The organism is Bradyrhizobium sp. USDA 4501, assembly GCF_054062115.1.
On sequence record NZ_JBSSEX010000001.1, the window covers coordinates 9,214,437 to 9,231,665 of the forward strand.

15 protein-coding genes are annotated in these 17,229 nt (G+C 65.3%); 8 read left to right on the forward strand and 7 right to left on the reverse strand.

Going from position 1 to position 17,229, the window contains the following annotated elements; genetic code table 11:
- Positions 1-145: 145 nt before the first annotated feature.
- From lptF to ACVWZM_RS43180, 8 genes are all read left to right on the forward strand, one after another.
- Complete coding sequence (gene lptF, locus ACVWZM_RS43145; protein ID WP_016847429.1) at positions 146-1,312, forward strand: LPS export ABC transporter permease LptF; 1,167 nt, start codon at positions 146-148, stop codon at positions 1,310-1,312.
- Entirely contained in the window at positions 1,309-2,406 is a 1,098-nt protein-coding gene (lptG, locus tag ACVWZM_RS43150) for an LPS export ABC transporter permease LptG (RefSeq protein ID WP_028335173.1), read from the forward strand. The genes lptF and lptG overlap by 4 nt, the downstream gene beginning before the upstream one ends.
- A gap of 77 nt (positions 2,407-2,483) precedes the next feature.
- The gene (locus tag ACVWZM_RS43155) at positions 2,484-4,901 is read left to right on the forward strand and encodes an LPS-assembly protein LptD (protein WP_456784733.1); all 2,418 of its coding nucleotides are present in this window, start codon (positions 2,484-2,486) and stop codon (positions 4,899-4,901) included.
- Positions 4,902-4,983: 82 nt separating this feature from the next.
- Positions 4,984-5,931: a SurA N-terminal domain-containing protein gene (locus ACVWZM_RS43160; protein WP_143271139.1), complete on the forward strand. Its 948-nt coding sequence runs from the start codon at positions 4,984-4,986 to the stop codon at positions 5,929-5,931.
- 17 nt (positions 5,932-5,948) lie between these two features.
- Positions 5,949-6,950 (forward strand): 4-hydroxythreonine-4-phosphate dehydrogenase PdxA, encoded by a 1,002-nt coding sequence (gene pdxA / locus ACVWZM_RS43165; protein WP_076831975.1) that lies wholly within the window; start codon positions 5,949-5,951, stop codon positions 6,948-6,950.
- Positions 6,951-7,805, forward strand: coding sequence for a 16S rRNA (adenine(1518)-N(6)/adenine(1519)-N(6))-dimethyltransferase RsmA (rsmA, locus tag ACVWZM_RS43170; RefSeq protein ID WP_456856300.1), 855 nt, complete (start codon positions 6,951-6,953; stop codon positions 7,803-7,805).
- A gap of 19 nt (positions 7,806-7,824) precedes the next feature.
- Positions 7,825-8,883: an alcohol dehydrogenase gene (locus ACVWZM_RS43175; RefSeq protein WP_456856302.1), complete on the forward strand. Its 1,059-nt coding sequence runs from the start codon at positions 7,825-7,827 to the stop codon at positions 8,881-8,883.
- 291 nt (positions 8,884-9,174) lie between these two features.
- The gene (locus ACVWZM_RS43180; protein WP_456856304.1) at positions 9,175-10,281 is read left to right on the forward strand and encodes a hypothetical protein; all 1,107 of its coding nucleotides are present in this window, start codon (positions 9,175-9,177) and stop codon (positions 10,279-10,281) included.
- 43 nt (positions 10,282-10,324) lie between these two features.
- Here ACVWZM_RS43180 and gmk read toward each other — a convergent pair whose 3' ends face one another.
- From gmk to fabD, 7 genes are all read right to left on the reverse strand, one after another.
- The gene (gene gmk / locus ACVWZM_RS43185; RefSeq protein ID WP_456856857.1) at positions 10,325-10,987 is read right to left on the reverse strand and encodes a guanylate kinase; all 663 of its coding nucleotides are present in this window, start codon (positions 10,985-10,987) and stop codon (positions 10,325-10,327) included.
- 3 nt (positions 10,988-10,990) lie between these two features.
- Entirely contained in the window at positions 10,991-11,878 is an 888-nt protein-coding gene (locus tag ACVWZM_RS43190; RefSeq protein WP_316399111.1) for a YicC/YloC family endoribonuclease, read from the reverse strand.
- Between the two features lie 212 nt (positions 11,879-12,090).
- Positions 12,091-13,341 (reverse strand): endolytic transglycosylase MltG, encoded by a 1,251-nt coding sequence (mltG, locus tag ACVWZM_RS43195; protein WP_076831963.1) that lies wholly within the window; start codon positions 13,339-13,341, stop codon positions 12,091-12,093.
- A gap of 127 nt (positions 13,342-13,468) precedes the next feature.
- Positions 13,469-14,734, reverse strand: coding sequence for a beta-ketoacyl-ACP synthase II (gene fabF, locus ACVWZM_RS43200; protein WP_092088244.1), 1,266 nt, complete (start codon positions 14,732-14,734; stop codon positions 13,469-13,471).
- Positions 14,735-14,830: 96 nt separating this feature from the next.
- Complete coding sequence (locus tag ACVWZM_RS43205) at positions 14,831-15,070, reverse strand: acyl carrier protein (RefSeq protein WP_002716125.1); 240 nt, start codon at positions 15,068-15,070, stop codon at positions 14,831-14,833.
- Between the two features lie 289 nt (positions 15,071-15,359).
- Complete coding sequence (gene fabG, locus ACVWZM_RS43210) at positions 15,360-16,097, reverse strand: 3-oxoacyl-[acyl-carrier-protein] reductase (protein ID WP_456856307.1); 738 nt, start codon at positions 16,095-16,097, stop codon at positions 15,360-15,362.
- Between the two features lie 21 nt (positions 16,098-16,118).
- On the reverse strand, positions 16,119-17,072 hold the full coding sequence (gene fabD / locus ACVWZM_RS43215; RefSeq protein WP_456856309.1) for an ACP S-malonyltransferase: 954 nt from the start codon (positions 17,070-17,072) through the stop codon (positions 16,119-16,121).
- Positions 17,073-17,229 lie beyond the last annotated feature (157 nt).

The following is a 17,229-nucleotide window of genomic DNA, read 5'->3' on the forward strand; positions in this document are numbered from 1 at the left end:
ATCAAAGGGATGGTAGTGAGAGAGTGACTAGAGGGTGAGCCGGACGGGTCCGCGGCTCGACCATAGGGGAACCCGGGTTGACGGGGATGGTCGAAAGCCGTGCGTTTGGTCGCGTGCAGGGGGCCTTGGGGGTCGTGCGGTAGCGATGGGGTCGATCGACAAGTACATCTTTAAAACGACGCTGGCGTCGTTTGCGCTTGTCCTGGTCAGCCTCACCGGCGTGATCTGGATTACGCAAGCGCTGCGCGGCATCGATCTGATGACCAGCCAGGGTCAGACCATCCTCACCTTCCTTGGCATCACCGGTCTCGTGATTCCCGCCCTGGTGCTGATCATCGCCCCGATCGCGCTAATGATCGCGATCTCCCATACGCTGAACAAGCTCGCGACCGATTCCGAAATCATCGTCATGAACGCGGCGGGCTTCTCACCGATCCGGCTGTTCCGGCCGTTCTTCCTTGCCACCTGCGTGGTGGCGGCGCTGGTCGCCTTCATCGGCGCCTATCTCGCCCCCGACGGCATGCGTCGAATCAAGCAGTGGGACGCCGAGATCACCGCCGACGTGCTGACCAACATCCTGCAGCCCGGCCGCTTCGCCCAACTCGACCAGAACTTGACGATCCGGATCCGCGAGCGCCTGCCCGGCGGCGTGCTCGGCGGCGTCTTCGTCGACGATCGCCGCGATCCGCAGGAGCGCGTCACCATCATCGCCGACCACGGCACCGTGCAGAAGACCGACCGAGGCTCGTACCTCGTGCTCTATGACGGCAATCTGCAACGGTTCGAGGTTGGCAAGCGTGATCCGGCGCTGGTCGCGTTCGCCCGTTACGCCTTTGACATGTCGAAATTCTCGCAGGGCCGCGACGTCACGCTCGGGATTCGCGAGCGCTATCTCTGGGAGCTGATGTGGCCGGACGAGGAAGACAAGACCTATCAGCAGCTGTCGGGCCAGTTCTTCGCGGAGCTGCATGATCGCTTCATGGCGCCGATCTATCCGTTTGCGTTCGCTGCCCTCACCTTCGCCTTCCTCGGCGCGCCGCGCACCACGCGCCAGAGCCGCAATTTCTCGATCGGCGGCTCGGTATTCGCGGTGTTCGGCCTGCGCATGGTCGGGTTCGCCTGCTCGGTCATGGCGGTGAAGACGCCGCTCGCGGCGCTGGTGCAGTATCTGATGCTGTTCGGCGGCATCGGCATCGGCATCTGGATGATCGTCGGCGGCGTGGTCGTCGAACCGCCGCCGCGGCTGATGGAAGCGATCAACAGGAATAACGAGCGCATTGCGCGCCTCTTCCGGAGGCCGGCAACCGCATGAGCATGGTCACAAACACGCTCGGGCGTTATTTCGCCGGCCGCTTCGTGGTCGCGGCGGTGGGCGTGTTCGCGGGCATCTTCGTGCTGCTCGTGCTGGTCGACTACATCGAGATGGTGCGCAAGACGTCGGGCCTCGTCTCGGCCTCCGCGATCACGGTCGCGGAGACTTCGCTATTCCGGGTGCCGCAGCTGCTCGAGAAGCTGATGCCGTTCTGCGTGCTGATCGGCGCCATGACCTGCTACCTCGCTTTGTCGCGTCGGCTGGAGCTCGTCGTGGCCCGCGCCGCCGGCGTCTCGGCCTGGCAATTCATCTCGCCGGCGCTGGCCAGTGCGATCATGCTCGGCATCTTCGCGACCACCGCCTACAATCCGGTATCGGCCAATCTGCGCGAGCTGTCCAAACGGATGGAAGCCGAGCTGTTCGGCTCGGCGCCCGGCGGCGGCATTCAGGACGCGTCCGGCTTCTGGCTGAACCAGATCAACGACGAGGGTCAGGCGATCATCAATGCGGCCCGCAGCGAGCAGCAGGGCGTCCGGCTGACCGGCCTCACCGTGTTCCGATTCGATACGGCGCTCCAGTTCAAGGAGCGAATCGAAGCCCGCGAAGCGGCGCTCGAAGACGGCCGTTGGGTGTTCAAGGGCGTGCGCCGATTCACCCTCGATAAGCCTCCGGTGGATCAGGACACCTTCTACCTGACCACCACCCTTACCCCGGCACAGGTGCGCAACAGTTTCTCCACCCCGGAAACTGTGTCCTTTTGGCAACTGCCGAACTACATCCGTTCGTCGGAGAGCTCAGGGTTCGCGACGGCCGGCTATCGCTTGCAGTATCACAAGCTCATCGCACAGCCGTTTTTGCTGGCTGCGATGGTGATGTTGGCGGCTTCTGTGAGCCTCCGCTTCTTTCGGATGGGCGGCGTGCAGAAGATGGTTTTGAGTGGCGTGGGCGCAGGCTTTCTGCTCTACGTGCTGTCGAAAGTAACTGAAGATTTGAGCAAGGCTGAGTTGATGCATCCCATCGCTGCGGCGTGGTTGCCTGTCGTTGTGGGCAGCCTCACCGGTTTCTTAGCCTTGCTGTACCAGGAGGACGGGTAGTGGCTATCGTCGCCGCCCGCCAGTTGAGGTCGCCTGCTCTCGGGCGGCGCAGTGTCCTGCGCCGTCAACGGAGCCGCATGGCCGCGTTTGGCGTTTCGATCTCAGCTCTCCTCGCCGCGTTCGTCGTGGTCAGCGCGCTCGATGTTGTCGCGTCGACGCCGGCTGCCGCGCAGGCCTTCACCTACAATCCGCGTCCGCCGAAGCCGCCCCGCCCGCCGGCCAAGAATGACGGGCAGATGCTGGTTCAGGCGACCGAGGTCGATTACGACTACAACAACCAGCGCGTCTCGGCCGTCGGCAACGTCCAGATGTTCTACAACGGCACCAGCGTCGAGGCCGACAAGGTCATCTACGATCAGAAGACCAAGCGTCTTCATGCCGAAGGCAACATCCGCATGACCGATGCGGAAGGCAAGATCACCTACGCCAACATCCTTGATCTCAGCGACGACTACCGCGACGGGTTCGTCGATTCGCTGCGCGTCGACACCGAAGACCAGACCCGCATGGCGGCGACCCGCGCCGATCGGTCCAGCGGCAATTACACGGTGTTCGACAACGGCGTTTATACCGCCTGCGCGCCCTGTAAGGATGATCCGAAGAAGCCGCCGCTCTGGCAGGTCAAGGGCGCGCGCATCATCCATAACCAGACCGAGAAGATGCTCTATTTCGAGAACGCCCAGCTCGAATTCTTCGGCGTTCCGATGGCGTATCTGCCCTATTTCTCGACGCCCGATCCGACCGTGAAGCGCAAGAGCGGCTTCCTGATGCCGGGCTTCACCACGTATTCGGCGTTCGGCGTCGGCGTCGAAATCCCCTATTACTTCGCGCTCGCGCCGGACTTCGACGCGACGTTCAATCCGCGCATCACCTCGAAGCAGGGCGTGCTGTTCCAGGGCGAATTCCGCCAGCGCCTGTCGAACGGCGCCTACCAGATCCGGCTCTACGGCATCGACCAGCTTGATCAAGGCGCCTTCGCCGGCCAGCCCGGTGACCGCCAGTTCCGCGGCGGCATCGAGACAAAGGGTCAGTTCGCGCTGAACGACAAATGGACCTGGGGCTGGGACGGCGTGCTGCTGTCCGACTACTACTTCATGTCCGATTACCGGCTGGCCCAGTACAAGGATCCGTTCGGATCGTTCCTGTCGCTGCCGACCGAGGCGATCTCGCAGCTCTATCTGACCGGCGTCGGCAACCGCAGCTTCTTCGACGCGCGCGCGATCTATTATCTCAGCTACTCCGGCAACCAGAACCAGGTTCCGGTGGTCGCGCCCGTTATCGACTACAACAACGTGATCAACAGCCCGATCTTCGGTGGCGAGTTCAGCTACAAGGTGAACTTCACCAACCTGACCCGCGAAACCGCGGTGTTCGACCCGATCACGACGACGGCCAACACCAACGGCCTGTGCCTGACCACATCTGCGGACCCGATGGCGCGCACGCCGTCGCAGTGCCTGCTGCGCGGCATGCCGGGCACCTATACAAGGCTGACCGCCGAGGCGCAGTGGCGTAAATCCTATACCGACCCGCTCGGCCAGATCTGGACGCCGTTCGTCGGCGTCCGCGCCGATGCCATCAACGCCGACATCTCGAACCAGCCGGGCGTTTCCAACTTCCTGCCGGTCGGCGACACCCAGACGGTCCGCCTGATGCCGACCGTCGGCTTCGAATACCGCTACCCCTTCATCAACGTGCAGCCGTGGGGCACGACGACCATCGAGCCGATTGCGCAGGTCATCATCCGGCCCGACGAACCCAGCGCCGGCAAGCTTCCGAACGAGGACGCACAGAGCCTGGTGTTCGATACCTCGAACCTGTTCGCGATCGACAAGTTCTCCGGCTACGACCGCGTCGAAGGCGGCAGCCGCGCCAATGTCGGCGTGCAGGCCACCACGCAGTTCGATCGCGGCGGCAGCGTCAAGGCGATGTTCGGACAGTCCTACCAGATGTTCGGGTTGAACTCGTTCGCAGTCGCGGACGTCACCAACACCGGCATCGATTCCGGCCTGCAGAATCCGCGCTCGGACTATGTCGCGAGCCTCGCCTACTCGCCCAACCGCACCTACACGTTCAGCGTCCGCTCGCGGATGGACGAGGCGACCTGGAACATCAACCGGTTCGAGGCCCAGGCCAGCGCGAACTTCGACCGCTGGTCGGTCAGCCTGATGTACGGCGACTATGCCGCGCAGCCGGAGCTTGGCTATTTGACGCGCCGCGAAGGCATCCTCGCCAGCGGATCGATCAAGGTGGCGGCGAATTGGGTGGTTCAGGGCGCGGCGCGCTGGGACCTTGAAGCGAACAAAATCAACCAGTACGCGTTCGGCGCGGGCTATGTGGACGACTGCTTCGTGCTGGCCGCCAACTATGTCACGTCCTATACCTATCAGGCTGGCTCGACGCCGCCCGTCCTCAGCCACGCGTTCATGTTCCAGATCGGGCTGCGGACGATCGCGCAGACCTCCACGTCCAGCAGTTCGGCTGGCATGCAGTAGCGAGCGGTCTGGCGGGGTGCTTGGATTGCCTGCGGGCCTGTGGCTCCGGCTTGAATTGGTTTAAACGGCTGACATGACGATAATGACGACCGGTAGCCTGCCAACGCGCCGCCATCAGCTAGTGTTGAGTTCCCTGCTGGCTCTTTTCCTCCTGCTCGGAGGCGGTGCGCGACTGCATGCCCAGACCATCGCCGTGATGGTCAATGGCGAGCCCATCACCAATTACGACATCGAGCAGCGCGCCAAGCTGAACGCCCTGACCGGCGGCAAGACGCCTGATCGGAAGACCGTCCTCGACGAGCTGATCGATGAGAAGCTGAAGATCAAGGAAGCCAAGAAATTCGGCGTCGATCCCTCCGCCGGCGATATCGACCAGTCCTTCGGCGGCATGGCGCAGCGGATGCGGCTTTCCGGCGACCAGCTCACCAAGGTGCTCGAGGGCAAGGGCATCCGCCCGGATACGCTGAAGCAACGCATCAGGGCCGACATGGTCTGGACCAGCCTGGTCCGCGGCCGCTTCAAGGAAAGCCTGCAAGTTGGCGAAAAGGACGTGGCCAACGCGGTCAAGGAGGCCGGAGGCGCGGCTGAGGCCGAGGCATTCGAATACAGGATGCAGCCGGTCGTTCTGATCGTGCCCCGCGGCGCGCCGCAGTCGGAGTTCGAGGGACGCCGCAAGGAAGCGGACAGCCTGCGCGAGCGCGTCACCAGTTGCGAGGAAGCCAACACCTTCTTCAAGTCGATGCGCAACGCCGCGATCCGCGAGATCGTCGTGAAGACCTCGGCCGACCTGCCGCAGTCGCTGCGCGACATCCTGGACAAGACCCCGGTCGGCCACCTCACCCCTCCCGAGGTCACCAAGCAGGGAGTTGAAATGGTCGCCCTCTGCGGCAGGAAGGCAACCACCGTCGACACGCCGAAGAAGCGTGAGATGCGCGACAAGATGTACGTGCAGAAGTACGAGGCGAAGTCGAAGGCCTACCTGCAGGAAGTCCGAAAAGCCGCGATGATCGAATATCCAGGCGGGCGATGATCGACTATCGTTGACGCATGGCTCAACCTCTCGCACTTACATCCGGCGAGCCCGCAGGCATCGGCCCCGACATCACGCTCGCCGCATGGCTGCGCCGCCGCGAACTCGATCTCCCGCCGTTCTATCTGCTGGGCGACCGCGCCGCGCTTGCCGAACGCGCCAAGACGCTCGGGCTTGCCGTCGAGTTGGCCGAGGTCAGCGCCGCGGAGGCATCCACGACGTTCGCACGCGCCCTTCCCGTGGTTGCGACCGGCAAGACGGTGACGGCGCGACCGGGCCAGCCCGACGGCACGAGTGCCGATGCGGCGCTGGCATCGATCCGGCAGGCCGTCGCCGATGTCGCCGCCGGCAAGGCCAGCGCCGTCGTCACCAATCCGATCGCCAAGAACGTGCTGTACCGCGCCGGCTTCCGACATCCCGGCCATACAGAGTTCTTGGCCGAGCTTGCCGCAAACGGCGGGCGCGCGCCGCAGCCGGTGATGATGCTGTGGTCGCCGGCGCTCGCCGTCGTCCCGGTGACGATCCATGTGTCGGTCCGCGAGGCGCTGGCGCAATTGACGACCGACCTGATCGTGTCGACCGCGCGGATCGTGGTCGCGGACATGAAGGCGCGGTTCAGCCTCGCGGCGCCGCGGCTCGCCATTGCCGGCCTCAATCCGCATGCCGGCGAAGACGGCACGCTCGGCATGGAAGACGTCGAGATCGTCGCGCCCGCGGTCGAGATCCTGCGCCGCGACGGCATTGCCGTCCGGGGCCCGCTGCCGGCCGACACCATGTTCCACGCAGCCGCGCGCAAGACCTACGACTGCGCGATCTGCATGTATCACGACCAGGCGCTGATCCCGATCAAGACCGTCGCGTTCGAGGACGCCGTCAACGTCACGCTGGGGCTGCCCTTCATCCGGACCTCGCCCGATCACGGCACCGCATTCGATATCGCCGGCACCGGCAAGGCCAATCCGTCGAGCCTGATCGCCGCCCTCCGGCTCGCCGCGCGCATGGCCGCGGCATCAAGCTAAGTGAGCACGATCGACGATCTGCCGCCGCTGCGCGACGTCATTCGCGATCATTCGCTGTCGGCGCGCAAATCGCTCGGCCAGAATTTTCTGCTCGATCTCAACCTCACCGCGCGCATTGCCCGCGCCGCGGGCCCGCTGGAAGACTCCACCGTGATCGAGGTCGGCCCCGGTCCCGGCGGCTTGACGCGCGCGCTGCTTGCGCTGGGTGCCAAGCGCGTGATCGCCATCGAGCGCGACGAGCGGGCGCTGGCTGCGCTCGACTATATCGCCAAGCGCTATCCCGGCCGCATCGAGATCGTGCATGGCGACGCGCAGCGCTTTGACCCGCGTCCCTTGCTCGATGGCGCCAAGGCCAAGATCGTCGCCAACCTGCCCTACAACATCGCGACCCAGCTGCTGGTCGACTGGCTGTCGATCGAGCCGTGGCCGCCCTGGTACGACATGATGGTCCTGATGTTCCAGCGCGAGGTCGCCGAGCGCATCGTCGCCCATGAGGACGAGGAGGCGTATGGCCGGCTCGCGGTGCTCGCCAACTGGCGCGCCGAGACCAAGATCCTGTTTGACATCTCGCCCGCGGCCTTCGTGCCGCAACCGAAGGTCACGTCCTCGGTGGTACGATTGATACCGCGCGCCGCGCCCGAGCCGTGCGACCGCCGCATGCTCGAGCAGGTCGCAGCCGCCGCCTTCGGCCAGCGCCGCAAGATGCTGCGCCAGAGTTTGAAATCGCTGTCGGTCGATCCGGCGCGGCTTGCTGCCGCAGCCGATATCGACGCGACACGGCGCGCCGAAACCATTCCGGTCGCGGGCTTTGTTGCCATGGCCCGGGAATTGGCCGATATACGGGCCACAAAATAGAACAACAGGAGAAAACGTAATGGCGTGTATGGTTCGCCAATCCCTCGTCAAATTCGATGCACCGCTGTGCGAAACCATCGTCGACACGCCGAAGCCCCAGGGACGCGAAGTGCTGGTGCGCATCGAGCGCTGCGGCCTGTGCCATTCCGATCTCCACATCCAGGACGGCTACGCCGATCTCGGCGGCGGCAAGAAGCTCGACACCACCCGCGGCATGACCCTGCCCTTCACGCTCGGCCATGAGATCGCGGGCGTGGTCGACGAGGTCGGCCCCGATGCGCCGAAGGATCTGATCGGGACGAAGAAGGCCGTCTTCCCCTGGATCGGCTGCGGCCAGTGCCGCGACTGCCTCGCCGGCGACGAGAACCTCTGCGTCAAGCAGCGCTTCCTCGGCGTCTCGATCGACGGCGGCTTCGCCACCCACGTGCTGGTGCCCGACGCAAAATACCTGCTCGATTACGATCCGCTGCCGGTCAACCAGGCCGCCACCCTGATGTGCTCCGGTGTCACCGCCTATGGCGCGCTGAAGCGCCTGGTCGATCGTCCGCGCCAACGCAATTTGCTGCTGATCGGCCTTGGCGGCGTCGGCATGATGGGCCTGTCATTCGCGCAGGCGATGTTCAAGCAGCCGATCACGGTTGCCGATCTCAGCCCCGCGGCGCGCGAGACCGCGCTGAAGAACGGCGCGGCGGCCGCCTATGACCCGGCAGAGCCCGATGTCGTCAAGCGCATGCTGAAGGAGAGCGACGGCGGCTTCGACGGCGTCGTCGACTTTGCCGGCAACGAGAAGTCGATGGCGTTTGCGGTGTCGACGGTCGCGCGCGGCGGCAAGATCGTGGTGTCCGGCCTGATGGGCGGCCAGTTCACGCTGCCGATGGTGCAGTGGGTGTACAAGCGCATGACCATCGAAGGCTTCATGGTCGGCACGCTGGCCGAAGGTCAGGAATTGATGGCGCTCGCCCGCGCTGGCAAGATCAAGCCGACGCCGATGAAGGAAGAGCCGATGGCCGACGTCCAGAAATGGATCGACGAGCTGCGCGCCGGCAAGGTCGTCGGACGCATCGTCCTGAAGAACTAGAGCATGATCCGGAAGAGCGTGACGCGGTTTTCCGAAAGATCACGCTGAGACATGACGTCCCGCCGGTGCTGCTACCGCCAGCGGGACGCGGCCGCTCCGATAGAACCTGACGGTCGAACCAAGCCATCGTTCGGTTCACGTTCCGCGGCCTCGGGCTCGCCGCAATTGCGGCACGCCGCGAGCCCCAATTAAGCCCCACCCGTTCCGGATTTGCGGCGCATTGCGACCCAACTCTTTGCCGAGATTGGGATCTCCAGCGTTTGCGTTAAAAAAGAGATACCGGGGACGCGTATGTCAAATCGTTCAGCGAAATTCGCTGCGGCGCTTGCCGCCAGCATCCTGGCCGGCGCCAGTTGCAGCGCCATGGCCCAGACCGCCGCCAATACGGCCAATAGCACCAACAACACGGCGGACACCTGCCTGGCCGCGCCCAAGGGAACCGCGCCTGCGGGAAGCCACTGGTTCTACCATCTCGATCGCAGCAAGAAGAAGTGCTGGTATCTCGGCGAGGCCAAGAACGAGGCCAAGAACAAGGCCGCCAAGACGGCGACGACGAGCACGCAGCAGCCGCCAGCGGCAGCGGCGCCCGATACCACAACGGCCGACGCGACGCCGCCACAGAGCCAGCCGACGCCGCAGAGCCAGCCCGCGCCGCAGCAGCCGGCGATGCGCAGATCAGTCGCCGATGCCCATGCCGAATGGCCCTCGCCCCAGGTCGCAGCCGTACCTGCGCCAAGCGCCGACGCCGGCCAGGCCGGCGGAACGGCAGCGACGCCCGACCCGGCAGCCACGCCCACCGGTACCAACGCGCAGCCGTCCGACGTGAACGCCAGATGGCTGGATGCATCGAGCATGGCCGGAACCAACGGAACCAGACGCGCCGCAGACCAGCCGACCGCGGTTGCGCAGGCAGACACGACGCCGCAACCGGCGGCCGCGCCGGCGCCTGCCGCCCCCGCCACGGCCGAAGCGTCCGTGGAGAAGTCACCGTCGTCGACGCAGATGCTGCTGATCGTGATGGTTGGAGCCCTGGCGCTGGCCGGCCTGGTCAGCACGCTGGTTTTCCGGCTGACCCGCACGCGTACGCCGCCTTACGAGACCGAGGATGAGTGGCAGGCGCCGTGGGATTCGCTGCACACCGAGCCGGCGCCCCCGATGGCAGTTGTCAGCCGGGATCGTCCGCTGCGGCTGTCCGAGGCCGCGCCGCGCCGCGCCGAGACGCCCGTTCCGCGCCGTGCGGAGACGCCCGCTCCACGTCGCGCGGAGACGCCCGCTCCACGCCGCGCCGAGAAGCCTGCTCCACGTCGCGAGACTACGCGTGATCGGGATCAAAGGGAGCAGGACAACAAGCAGATCGCCGCGATGCTGCAGCGGCTTGCGCGCAGCGCGACGAACTAAGGTCCGCTTAGGAAAAAATGCAAACGGACGTGATGCGCTCGCATCACGTCCGCAACGTCTCGAGCTGACGCTGCAGGCCGCGCACGAATTCGGTAAGGCCGGTGCGGCGCTCGCGCTTGAGGCGCTCGGCCTTCAGGATCGACTGCACCTCGGCAAAGGCATCGTCGACGTTGTGGTTGACGACGATGTAGTCGTATTCCGCCCAATGGCTCAGCTCATGACTGGCGCGGCTCATCCGTCCGCGGATGACCTCTTCCGAATCCTGCGCCCGGGTATGCAGCCGCCTCTCGAGATCGGCGGCCGACGGCGGCAGGATGAACACCCGCACCACATCGGCGCTGGCTTTCTGGTGGAGCTGTTGCGTGCCCTGCCAGTCGATATCGAACAGAACATCCTGCCCCACCGCTAGGGCGGCCTCGACCGGCGCACTTGGCGTGCCGTAGCGGTTGTCGAATACGGTGGCCCATTCGAGCAGTTCACCGTGCTCGACCATCTTCTCGAATTTCTTCTTGTCGACGAAGAAGTAATCGCGGCCCTCGACCTCGCCCGGCCGCATCGGCCGCGTCGTCGCCGACACCGACATCTTCAGGCCCGGCTCGCGCTCCAGCAGCATGCGCGACAGCGTCGTCTTGCCGGCGCCCGACGGCGACGACAGCACGAACATCAGTCCGCGCCGCTCTACGCCGTCAAAACCCTGCGCCGTCATCATTCACTCCAGATTCTGGACCTGTTCGCGGAACTGCTCGACCACGTTCTTCATTTCAAGCCCGGTGTTGGTCAGCTCGACGTCGTTCGACTTCGAGCAGCAGGTGTTTACCTCGCGATTGAATTCCTGGGCGAGGAAGTCGAGCCGGCGCCCGACCGGACCGCCCTTGCCGATCATCTCGCGCGCCTGGGCGATGTGCGAGGCGATGCGGTCGAGTTCCTCGCGGATGTCGGCCTTGGTGGCGATCAGGATCGCCTCCTGGTTCAGGCGGTCGGCATCGAAGCGGTCGGACGTCTCGAGCAGGGCCGCGATCTGCTCGGCCAGCCGCGCCTTGATCGCCTCGGGCTTGCGGCCGGGAGCGGTCTCGGCGCGCCTGGCGAGCCGCTCGACCTCGTCCATCCGCTGCATCAGGATCTGCCCCAGCGCATCGCCCTCGCGGCGGCGCATCTCGACAAGGCTGCCGAGCGCCTGCTCGAAGGCCATCGCCGCCGCCTCGCGCGCCGCCTTGTCCTCGTCCTCGTTGCTCTCGGGCTCGACCACCTCAATGACGCCCTTGATGCCGAGCAGTCCGTCGATGCTCGGCGCCACCGCGTCGATCCGCTGCGCGAGCGTGCCGGCGACCTTCACCACGGCGGCGAGCACGTCCTCATTGATCCGGATCGTCTGCGCCGCGTCGGTGCGCTTGACGCTGAGATTGGCGTAGACCGTGCCGCGCGACAGCAGCGCGCCGGCCCGCTTCTTGGCAAGCGCTTCCAGTTCGTCCCAGCCCGGCGGAAGCCGCAACCGCAGGTCAAAGCCCTTGGCATTGACCGATTTCAGCTCCCACTCGAACGTATAGGGACCGCTTGCGCCATGGCTTCGGGCAAAGCCAGTCATGCTCGACAGCGCCATCGCGTGAACTCTCCAACAGAAGGATATGGGACTCACCCGGAGCCTGCGAGACTCGTGGGGAGCCGGTGCGACCTTAAAACGGATTCCGTGAAAGTGGAATTACGTTCCACCACCGGAAAATGCAGAGCTACAGCATGATCCGGAAAAGTGTATGGCGGTTTTCCGAAAGATCATGCTCAAACAAGAAGCTAAAGCGCGATGACGATCGCGCTTTAGCGCTGCACCACCGGCGGCGAATTGGTCTGTTGGGCTGCGCCCTGCCGACCGCGCGGCGGCTTCTTTTGATTGGTGGGCTTCGGCGTCGTCGCCGTGGGATTGGTGTCGGCGCCGGGCGTCGCGGCGGCGGGCGCCGGATCATCCGCGGGCTCGACGGTGTCGTTCTGGATCTGCTTTTCCGACGCGCGCAGCTTGGCGACGTTCTTCGCGTGCTGGTCGTAGGTTTCGGTGAAGGCGTGGCCGCCGGTTCCGTCAGCGACGAAGAACAGGTCGCGGGTGCGCGCCGGATTGGCGGTCGCCTCCAGCGAGGCGCGGCCGGGATTGGCGATCGGTCCGGGCGGCAGGCCGTCGATCACATAAGTGTTGTAGGGCGACGGCTGCGTGATTTCGCTGCGCTTGATCGGACGGCCCAGCGTTCCCTTGCCGCCCACCAGTCCGTAGATGATGGTCGGATCGGACTGCAGCTTCATCCGCTGGCGCAGGCGGTTCACGAACACGGCGGCGACGCGGCTGCGCTCGTCGGCGCGGCCGGTTTCCTTCTCGACGATCGAGGCCAGCGTGACCAGCTGGTCCGGCGATTTCAGCGGCGTGTCGGTGTTGCGGCGTTCCCAGATTTCGGCGAGCACGCGCTTCTGCGCCTGCTGCAGGCGCTGGATCACCTGGTCGCGCGTGGTGCCGCGCGGGAATTTGTAGGTCTCCGGCAGCAGCGTGCCCTCGCGCGGGATCTCGCGCACCGAGCCGGTGAAGATGTCGTTGTCGGAGAGCCGCGTCACGATCTGCTCGGAAGTCAGGCCTTCCGGTATCGTGATGGCGTGCTGCACCACCTTGCCGTCGACGATGGTGGCGATGACGTCGCGCAGGCTGGCGTTCTTCTGGAACGAATATTCGCCTGGCTTGAGATCGGAGCTTGCCTTCAGCGCGAACACGCCACCGATGAAGACCCACGGATTGACGTTGATCACGCCCTCACGCGAGAGCACGTCGGCAATGTCACGCTTGCCGGCGCGCGCCGGGATGTTGACGATCTTGTCTTCCTGCAGCGGTCCCGGCGATTCCAGCGCCTGCTTGCCGTAGTAATACGTCGCGCCGGCGCCGATCATCAGGATGATCAGGATGGTGAAGATGGCATTGCCGACGATCACGAAGGGATTGCGGGCGCGATCCGAGCGCTTGGGCGGCGGCGGAAGCTGTTCGGGCTCCAGCGCGGCGCGTGGACTCCTCGGTGAAATGGGCGGCCTCTCACTCATCGATGCAAACCAATATCCTGCCGGTTGAATCGTGGCCGGGCAAACCCCTGCCCTGCCAATAGCATACGCCCGCTATTAGGAGTCACCGCGGAATACGGCAAAACGGTGGACTAGTTCTAACGACCTACTAATTGGTCACGCGCTGCACGATCACGGAAGCGTTGGTGCCACCGAAACCGAAGGAATTGGACAGCGCCACATTGACGTCACGCTTGCGCGACGTATGCGGCACAAGATCGATCGCCGTTTGCACCGACGGATTGTCGAGATTGATGGTCGGCGGCACCACGTTATCGCGAATCGCCAGGATCGCGAAGATCGCCTCGATCGCACCGGCCGCACCGAGCAGATGTCCGGTCGCGGACTTGGTCGACGACATCGAAACCTTCGAGGCCGCATTGCCGAGCAGACGCTCGACCGCGCCGAGCTCGATCTCGTCGCCGACCTGGGTCGAGGTGCCGTGCGCATTGATGTAGTCGAGGTCGGATGCCGCGAGGCCGGCGCGCTTCAGCGCCATGGTCATGCTGCGGAAGCCGCCATTGCCGTCCGGCGGCGGCGAGGTGATGTGGAAGGCATCGCCCGACAGGCCATAGCCGGTCACCTCGGCATAGATCTTCGCGCCGCGGCGCTTCGCGTGCTCGTATTCCTCGAGCACGAGGACGCCGGCGCCCTCGCCCATCACGAAGCCGTCGCGATCCTTGTCGTACGGCCGCGATGCCTTTTCCGGGGTCTCGTTGAAGCCGGTGGACAGCGCACGCGCCGCGCAGAAGCCGGCGATGCCGATGCGCGAGATCGGCGATTCGGCGCCGCCGGCGACCATCACCTCGGCGTCGCCGAGCGCGATCAGCCGCGCCGCGTCGCCGACCGCATGCGCGCCGGTCGAGCACGCCGTGACCACCGCATGATTGGGCCCCTTCAGGCCGTGCTCGATCGAGACATAGCCGGAGGCCAGATTGATCAGGCGGCCCGGAATGAAGAACGGAGAGACCCTGCGCGGTCCGCGCTCCTTCAGCAGCACCGCAGTCTCGGCAATGCCGGTGAGGCCGCCGATGCCGGAGCCGATCATCGTGCCGGTGGCGAACTGGTCCTCGTCCGACTTCGGATGCCAGTCGGCATCGTCCAGCGCCTGCTTGGCCGCGCACATCGCATAGACGATGAAGTCGTCGACCTTGCGCTGGTCTTTCGGCTCCATCCACTGATCGGGATTGAAGGTGCCGCCAGTGCCGTCGCCACGCGGAATGTAGCAGGCGACCTGGCTCGGCAGGTCGGACACGTCGAACGTGTCGATCTTCTTGCCGCCGCTGTCTCCGGCGAGGATGCGCGCCCAAGTTGCGTCAACGCCGCAGCCGAGCGGTGTAAGCATGCCCAGCCCCGTGACGACAACTCGTCTCATTTCCACCTCTCCGGCCAGCAATGCGCGGCTGATAATAAGAAGCCGGGGGACCGCTCGATCACGGTCCGTCCGGCCCCGTCAACTTCGCGATCGGCGTCAGCTCTTCGCGTTCTTCTCGAGAAACTTGGTCGCGTCGCCAACGGTCAGAATCGTCTCCGCCGCGTCGTCGGGAATCTCGCAACCGAATTCTTCTTCGAATGCCATCACGAGCTCGACGGTGTCGAGGCTGTCGGCGCCGAGGTCATCGATGAAGCTCGCGCTATCGACCACCTTCTCGGGTTCGACACCAAGGTGCTCGACCACAATCTTCTTAACCCGCTCGCCAATCTCACTCATCGTTCAACCTCGTTGTTCCATTGGACCCGACCCCAAGACGATACGAGCCATCGTGGTCGTCTCGATTACTCAGTCGCGCATAGTCTTGATTCGGCCCGGTCGTAGCCGATTAAAGCCCCGGCGAACGGCAGGCGTCGCCCCGCCAATATACAGGGTTTCAAAATCCTGCAATGGCGTTCTTCGCCCATCCACGGGGGCTTCAGCTACCATACTTCCAAAGCCTTGACTACACGCCTGAACCGGCTCCCGAAAACGGCTTTTCGCCGCATTGCGAGAGGCGGCCAGTAGCTCAAATCATAGCCATCCCGCCGTTGACGTGGATCGTCTGTCCGGTGACGTAGGCGGCCTCGTTCGAGGCCAGATAGACCGCCGCGGCCGCGATGTCCTCGGGCGTTCCGAGCCGCGCCGCAGGAACCTTCGCCAGGATGGTTTCGCGCTGCTTGTCGTTGAGCGCATCGGTCATCGGCGTCTTGATGAAACCCGGCGCGATGCAATTGGCGGTCACGCCGCGCTTGGCGTATTCGGCGCCCAGCGTCTTGATCAGGCCGATGATGCCGGCCTTCGACGCGGTGTAGTTGCCCTGCCCCGGATTGCCGGTGACGCCGACGATCGAGGTGATCGCGATGATGCGGCCGAAGCGCTTGCGCATCATCAGCTTGGTCGCCGCGCGCGCCAGGCGGAACGTCGCGGTCAGGTTGACAGCGATCACGTCGTCCCAATCCTCGTCGCGCAGCTGCACGAACAGGTTGTCGCGGGTGATGCCGGCGTTGGCGATCAGGACGTCGACCTGCCCCATCGCAGCTTCCGCTGCCGGCACCAGCGCCTCGACATCATCCTTGCTGGAGAGATTGCACGGCAGGACGTGCACGCGCTCGCCGAGCTTGGCCGCGAAGCCGTCCAGCACCTCGCGCCGCGTCCCCGAGATCGCTACCGTCGCGCCCTGCGCATGCAGCGCCTGCGCGATCGCGCCGCCGATGCCGCCGGTTGCGCCCGTGACGAGCGCCGTCTTGCCAGTCAGATCAAACATCGAATTCTCCTTCCGGCTGCTTCAAGCCGAAGCCGCGAGCGCGTCCTTGGCCGCAGCGATATCGTTCGGACCGCCGACGGACACGCCGACCGCGCCGTCGGCAATGCGCTTGACGAGGCCGCTCAGCACCTTGCCGGCGCCGATCTCGAAGAACCGCGTCACGCCCTGCCCTGCCATATAGGCAACCGACTCGCGCCAGCGCACGGTGCCCGTGACCTGCTCGATCAGGCGGCGGCGGATCTCGTCGGGATCGGTGATGGCGGAGGCCAGCACGTTGGAGACCAGCGGCGCCGCGGGCGCCTTGATGGTCACCCCCGACAGCGCCTCTGCCATCGCATCGGCCGCCGGCTGCATCAGCTTGCAATGGAACGGCGCAGACACCGGCAGCAGCATGGCGCGCTTGGCGCCCTTGGTCTTGGCGATTTCGACCGCGCGATCGACGGCGGCCTTGTCACCGGAGACCACCACCTGGCCGCCGCCATTGTCGTTGGCGGCCTGGCAGACTTGTCCCTGCGCCGCCTCGTTGGCGACCGCCACGGCGGTTTCGTAATCGAGACCGAGCAGTGCGGCCATCGCGCCGGCGCCGACCGGCACCGCCTTCTGCATCGCAAGCCCGCGGGTGCGGAGCAGCCGCGCGGTGTCGCTGACGGAGAGGCTTCCGGCGGCGGCCAGCGCCGAATACTCGCCGAGCGAGTGCCCGGCAACAAAGGCCGCGTTGCGGCCGACCGAAAAGCCGGCTTCGCTCTCGAGCACGCGCAATGTGGCGATCGACACCGCCATCAGGGCGGGCTGGGCATTTTCGGTGAGCTGCAATGTCTCGCCGGGACCATCCCAGATGATCGCGGTCAGCTTCTCGCCCAGCGCGGAATCGACCTCGTCGAACACCGCCTTGGCCGCCGGAAAGGCGTCGGCCAGGGCCTTGCCCATGCCAACCGCCTGCGAGCCCTGCCCGGGAAACGTAAATGCTGCCGTCATCGGCGATCCCTACCTTGTTGAGCGTGATCTCCGCGCAGGCGCTTTACGCCTGCCGCAGGGGAAAACGGTATCCGTGTCGCGCAAAACGCGCCACAGCGGGTCCGGGCCAATCCCTTGCAACCAAGCCTTGGCAGCCCAGGCTTGGCAGCCCAGCCCT

What these genes read in the sequence shown, in the direction of transcription:
- gmk (WP_456856857.1), bottom strand. Translation starts at nt 10,987, where the DNA reads ATGACGGCGCAGGGTTTTGACGGCGTAGAGCGGCGCGGACTGATGTTC.
- ACVWZM_RS43180 (WP_456856304.1), top strand. Translation starts at nt 9,175, where the DNA reads ATGTCAAATCGTTCAGCGAAATTCGCTGCGGCGCTTGCCGCCAGCATC.
- ACVWZM_RS43190 (WP_316399111.1), bottom strand. Translation starts at nt 11,878, where the DNA reads ATGGCGCTGTCGAGCATGACTGGCTTTGCCCGAAGCCATGGCGCAAGC.
- lptG (WP_028335173.1), top strand. Translation starts at nt 1,309, where the DNA reads ATGAGCATGGTCACAAACACGCTCGGGCGTTATTTCGCCGGCCGCTTC.
- ACVWZM_RS43155 (WP_456784733.1), top strand. Translation starts at nt 2,484, where the DNA reads ATGGCCGCGTTTGGCGTTTCGATCTCAGCTCTCCTCGCCGCGTTCGTC.
- ACVWZM_RS43205 (WP_002716125.1), bottom strand. Translation starts at nt 15,070, where the DNA reads ATGAGTGAGATTGGCGAGCGGGTTAAGAAGATTGTGGTCGAGCACCTT.
- pdxA (WP_076831975.1), top strand. Translation starts at nt 5,949, where the DNA reads ATGGCTCAACCTCTCGCACTTACATCCGGCGAGCCCGCAGGCATCGGC.
- ACVWZM_RS43175 (WP_456856302.1), top strand. Translation starts at nt 7,825, where the DNA reads ATGGCGTGTATGGTTCGCCAATCCCTCGTCAAATTCGATGCACCGCTG.
- fabF (WP_092088244.1), bottom strand. Translation starts at nt 14,734, where the DNA reads ATGAGACGAGTTGTCGTCACGGGGCTGGGCATGCTTACACCGCTCGGC.
- fabG (WP_456856307.1), bottom strand. Translation starts at nt 16,097, where the DNA reads ATGTTTGATCTGACTGGCAAGACGGCGCTCGTCACGGGCGCAACCGGC.
- fabD (WP_456856309.1), bottom strand. Translation starts at nt 17,072, where the DNA reads ATGACGGCAGCATTTACGTTTCCCGGGCAGGGCTCGCAGGCGGTTGGC.
- mltG (WP_076831963.1), bottom strand. Translation starts at nt 13,341, where the DNA reads ATGAGTGAGAGGCCGCCCATTTCACCGAGGAGTCCACGCGCCGCGCTG.
- ACVWZM_RS43160 (WP_143271139.1), top strand. Translation starts at nt 4,984, where the DNA reads ATGACGACCGGTAGCCTGCCAACGCGCCGCCATCAGCTAGTGTTGAGT.
- lptF (WP_016847429.1), top strand. Translation starts at nt 146, where the DNA reads ATGGGGTCGATCGACAAGTACATCTTTAAAACGACGCTGGCGTCGTTT.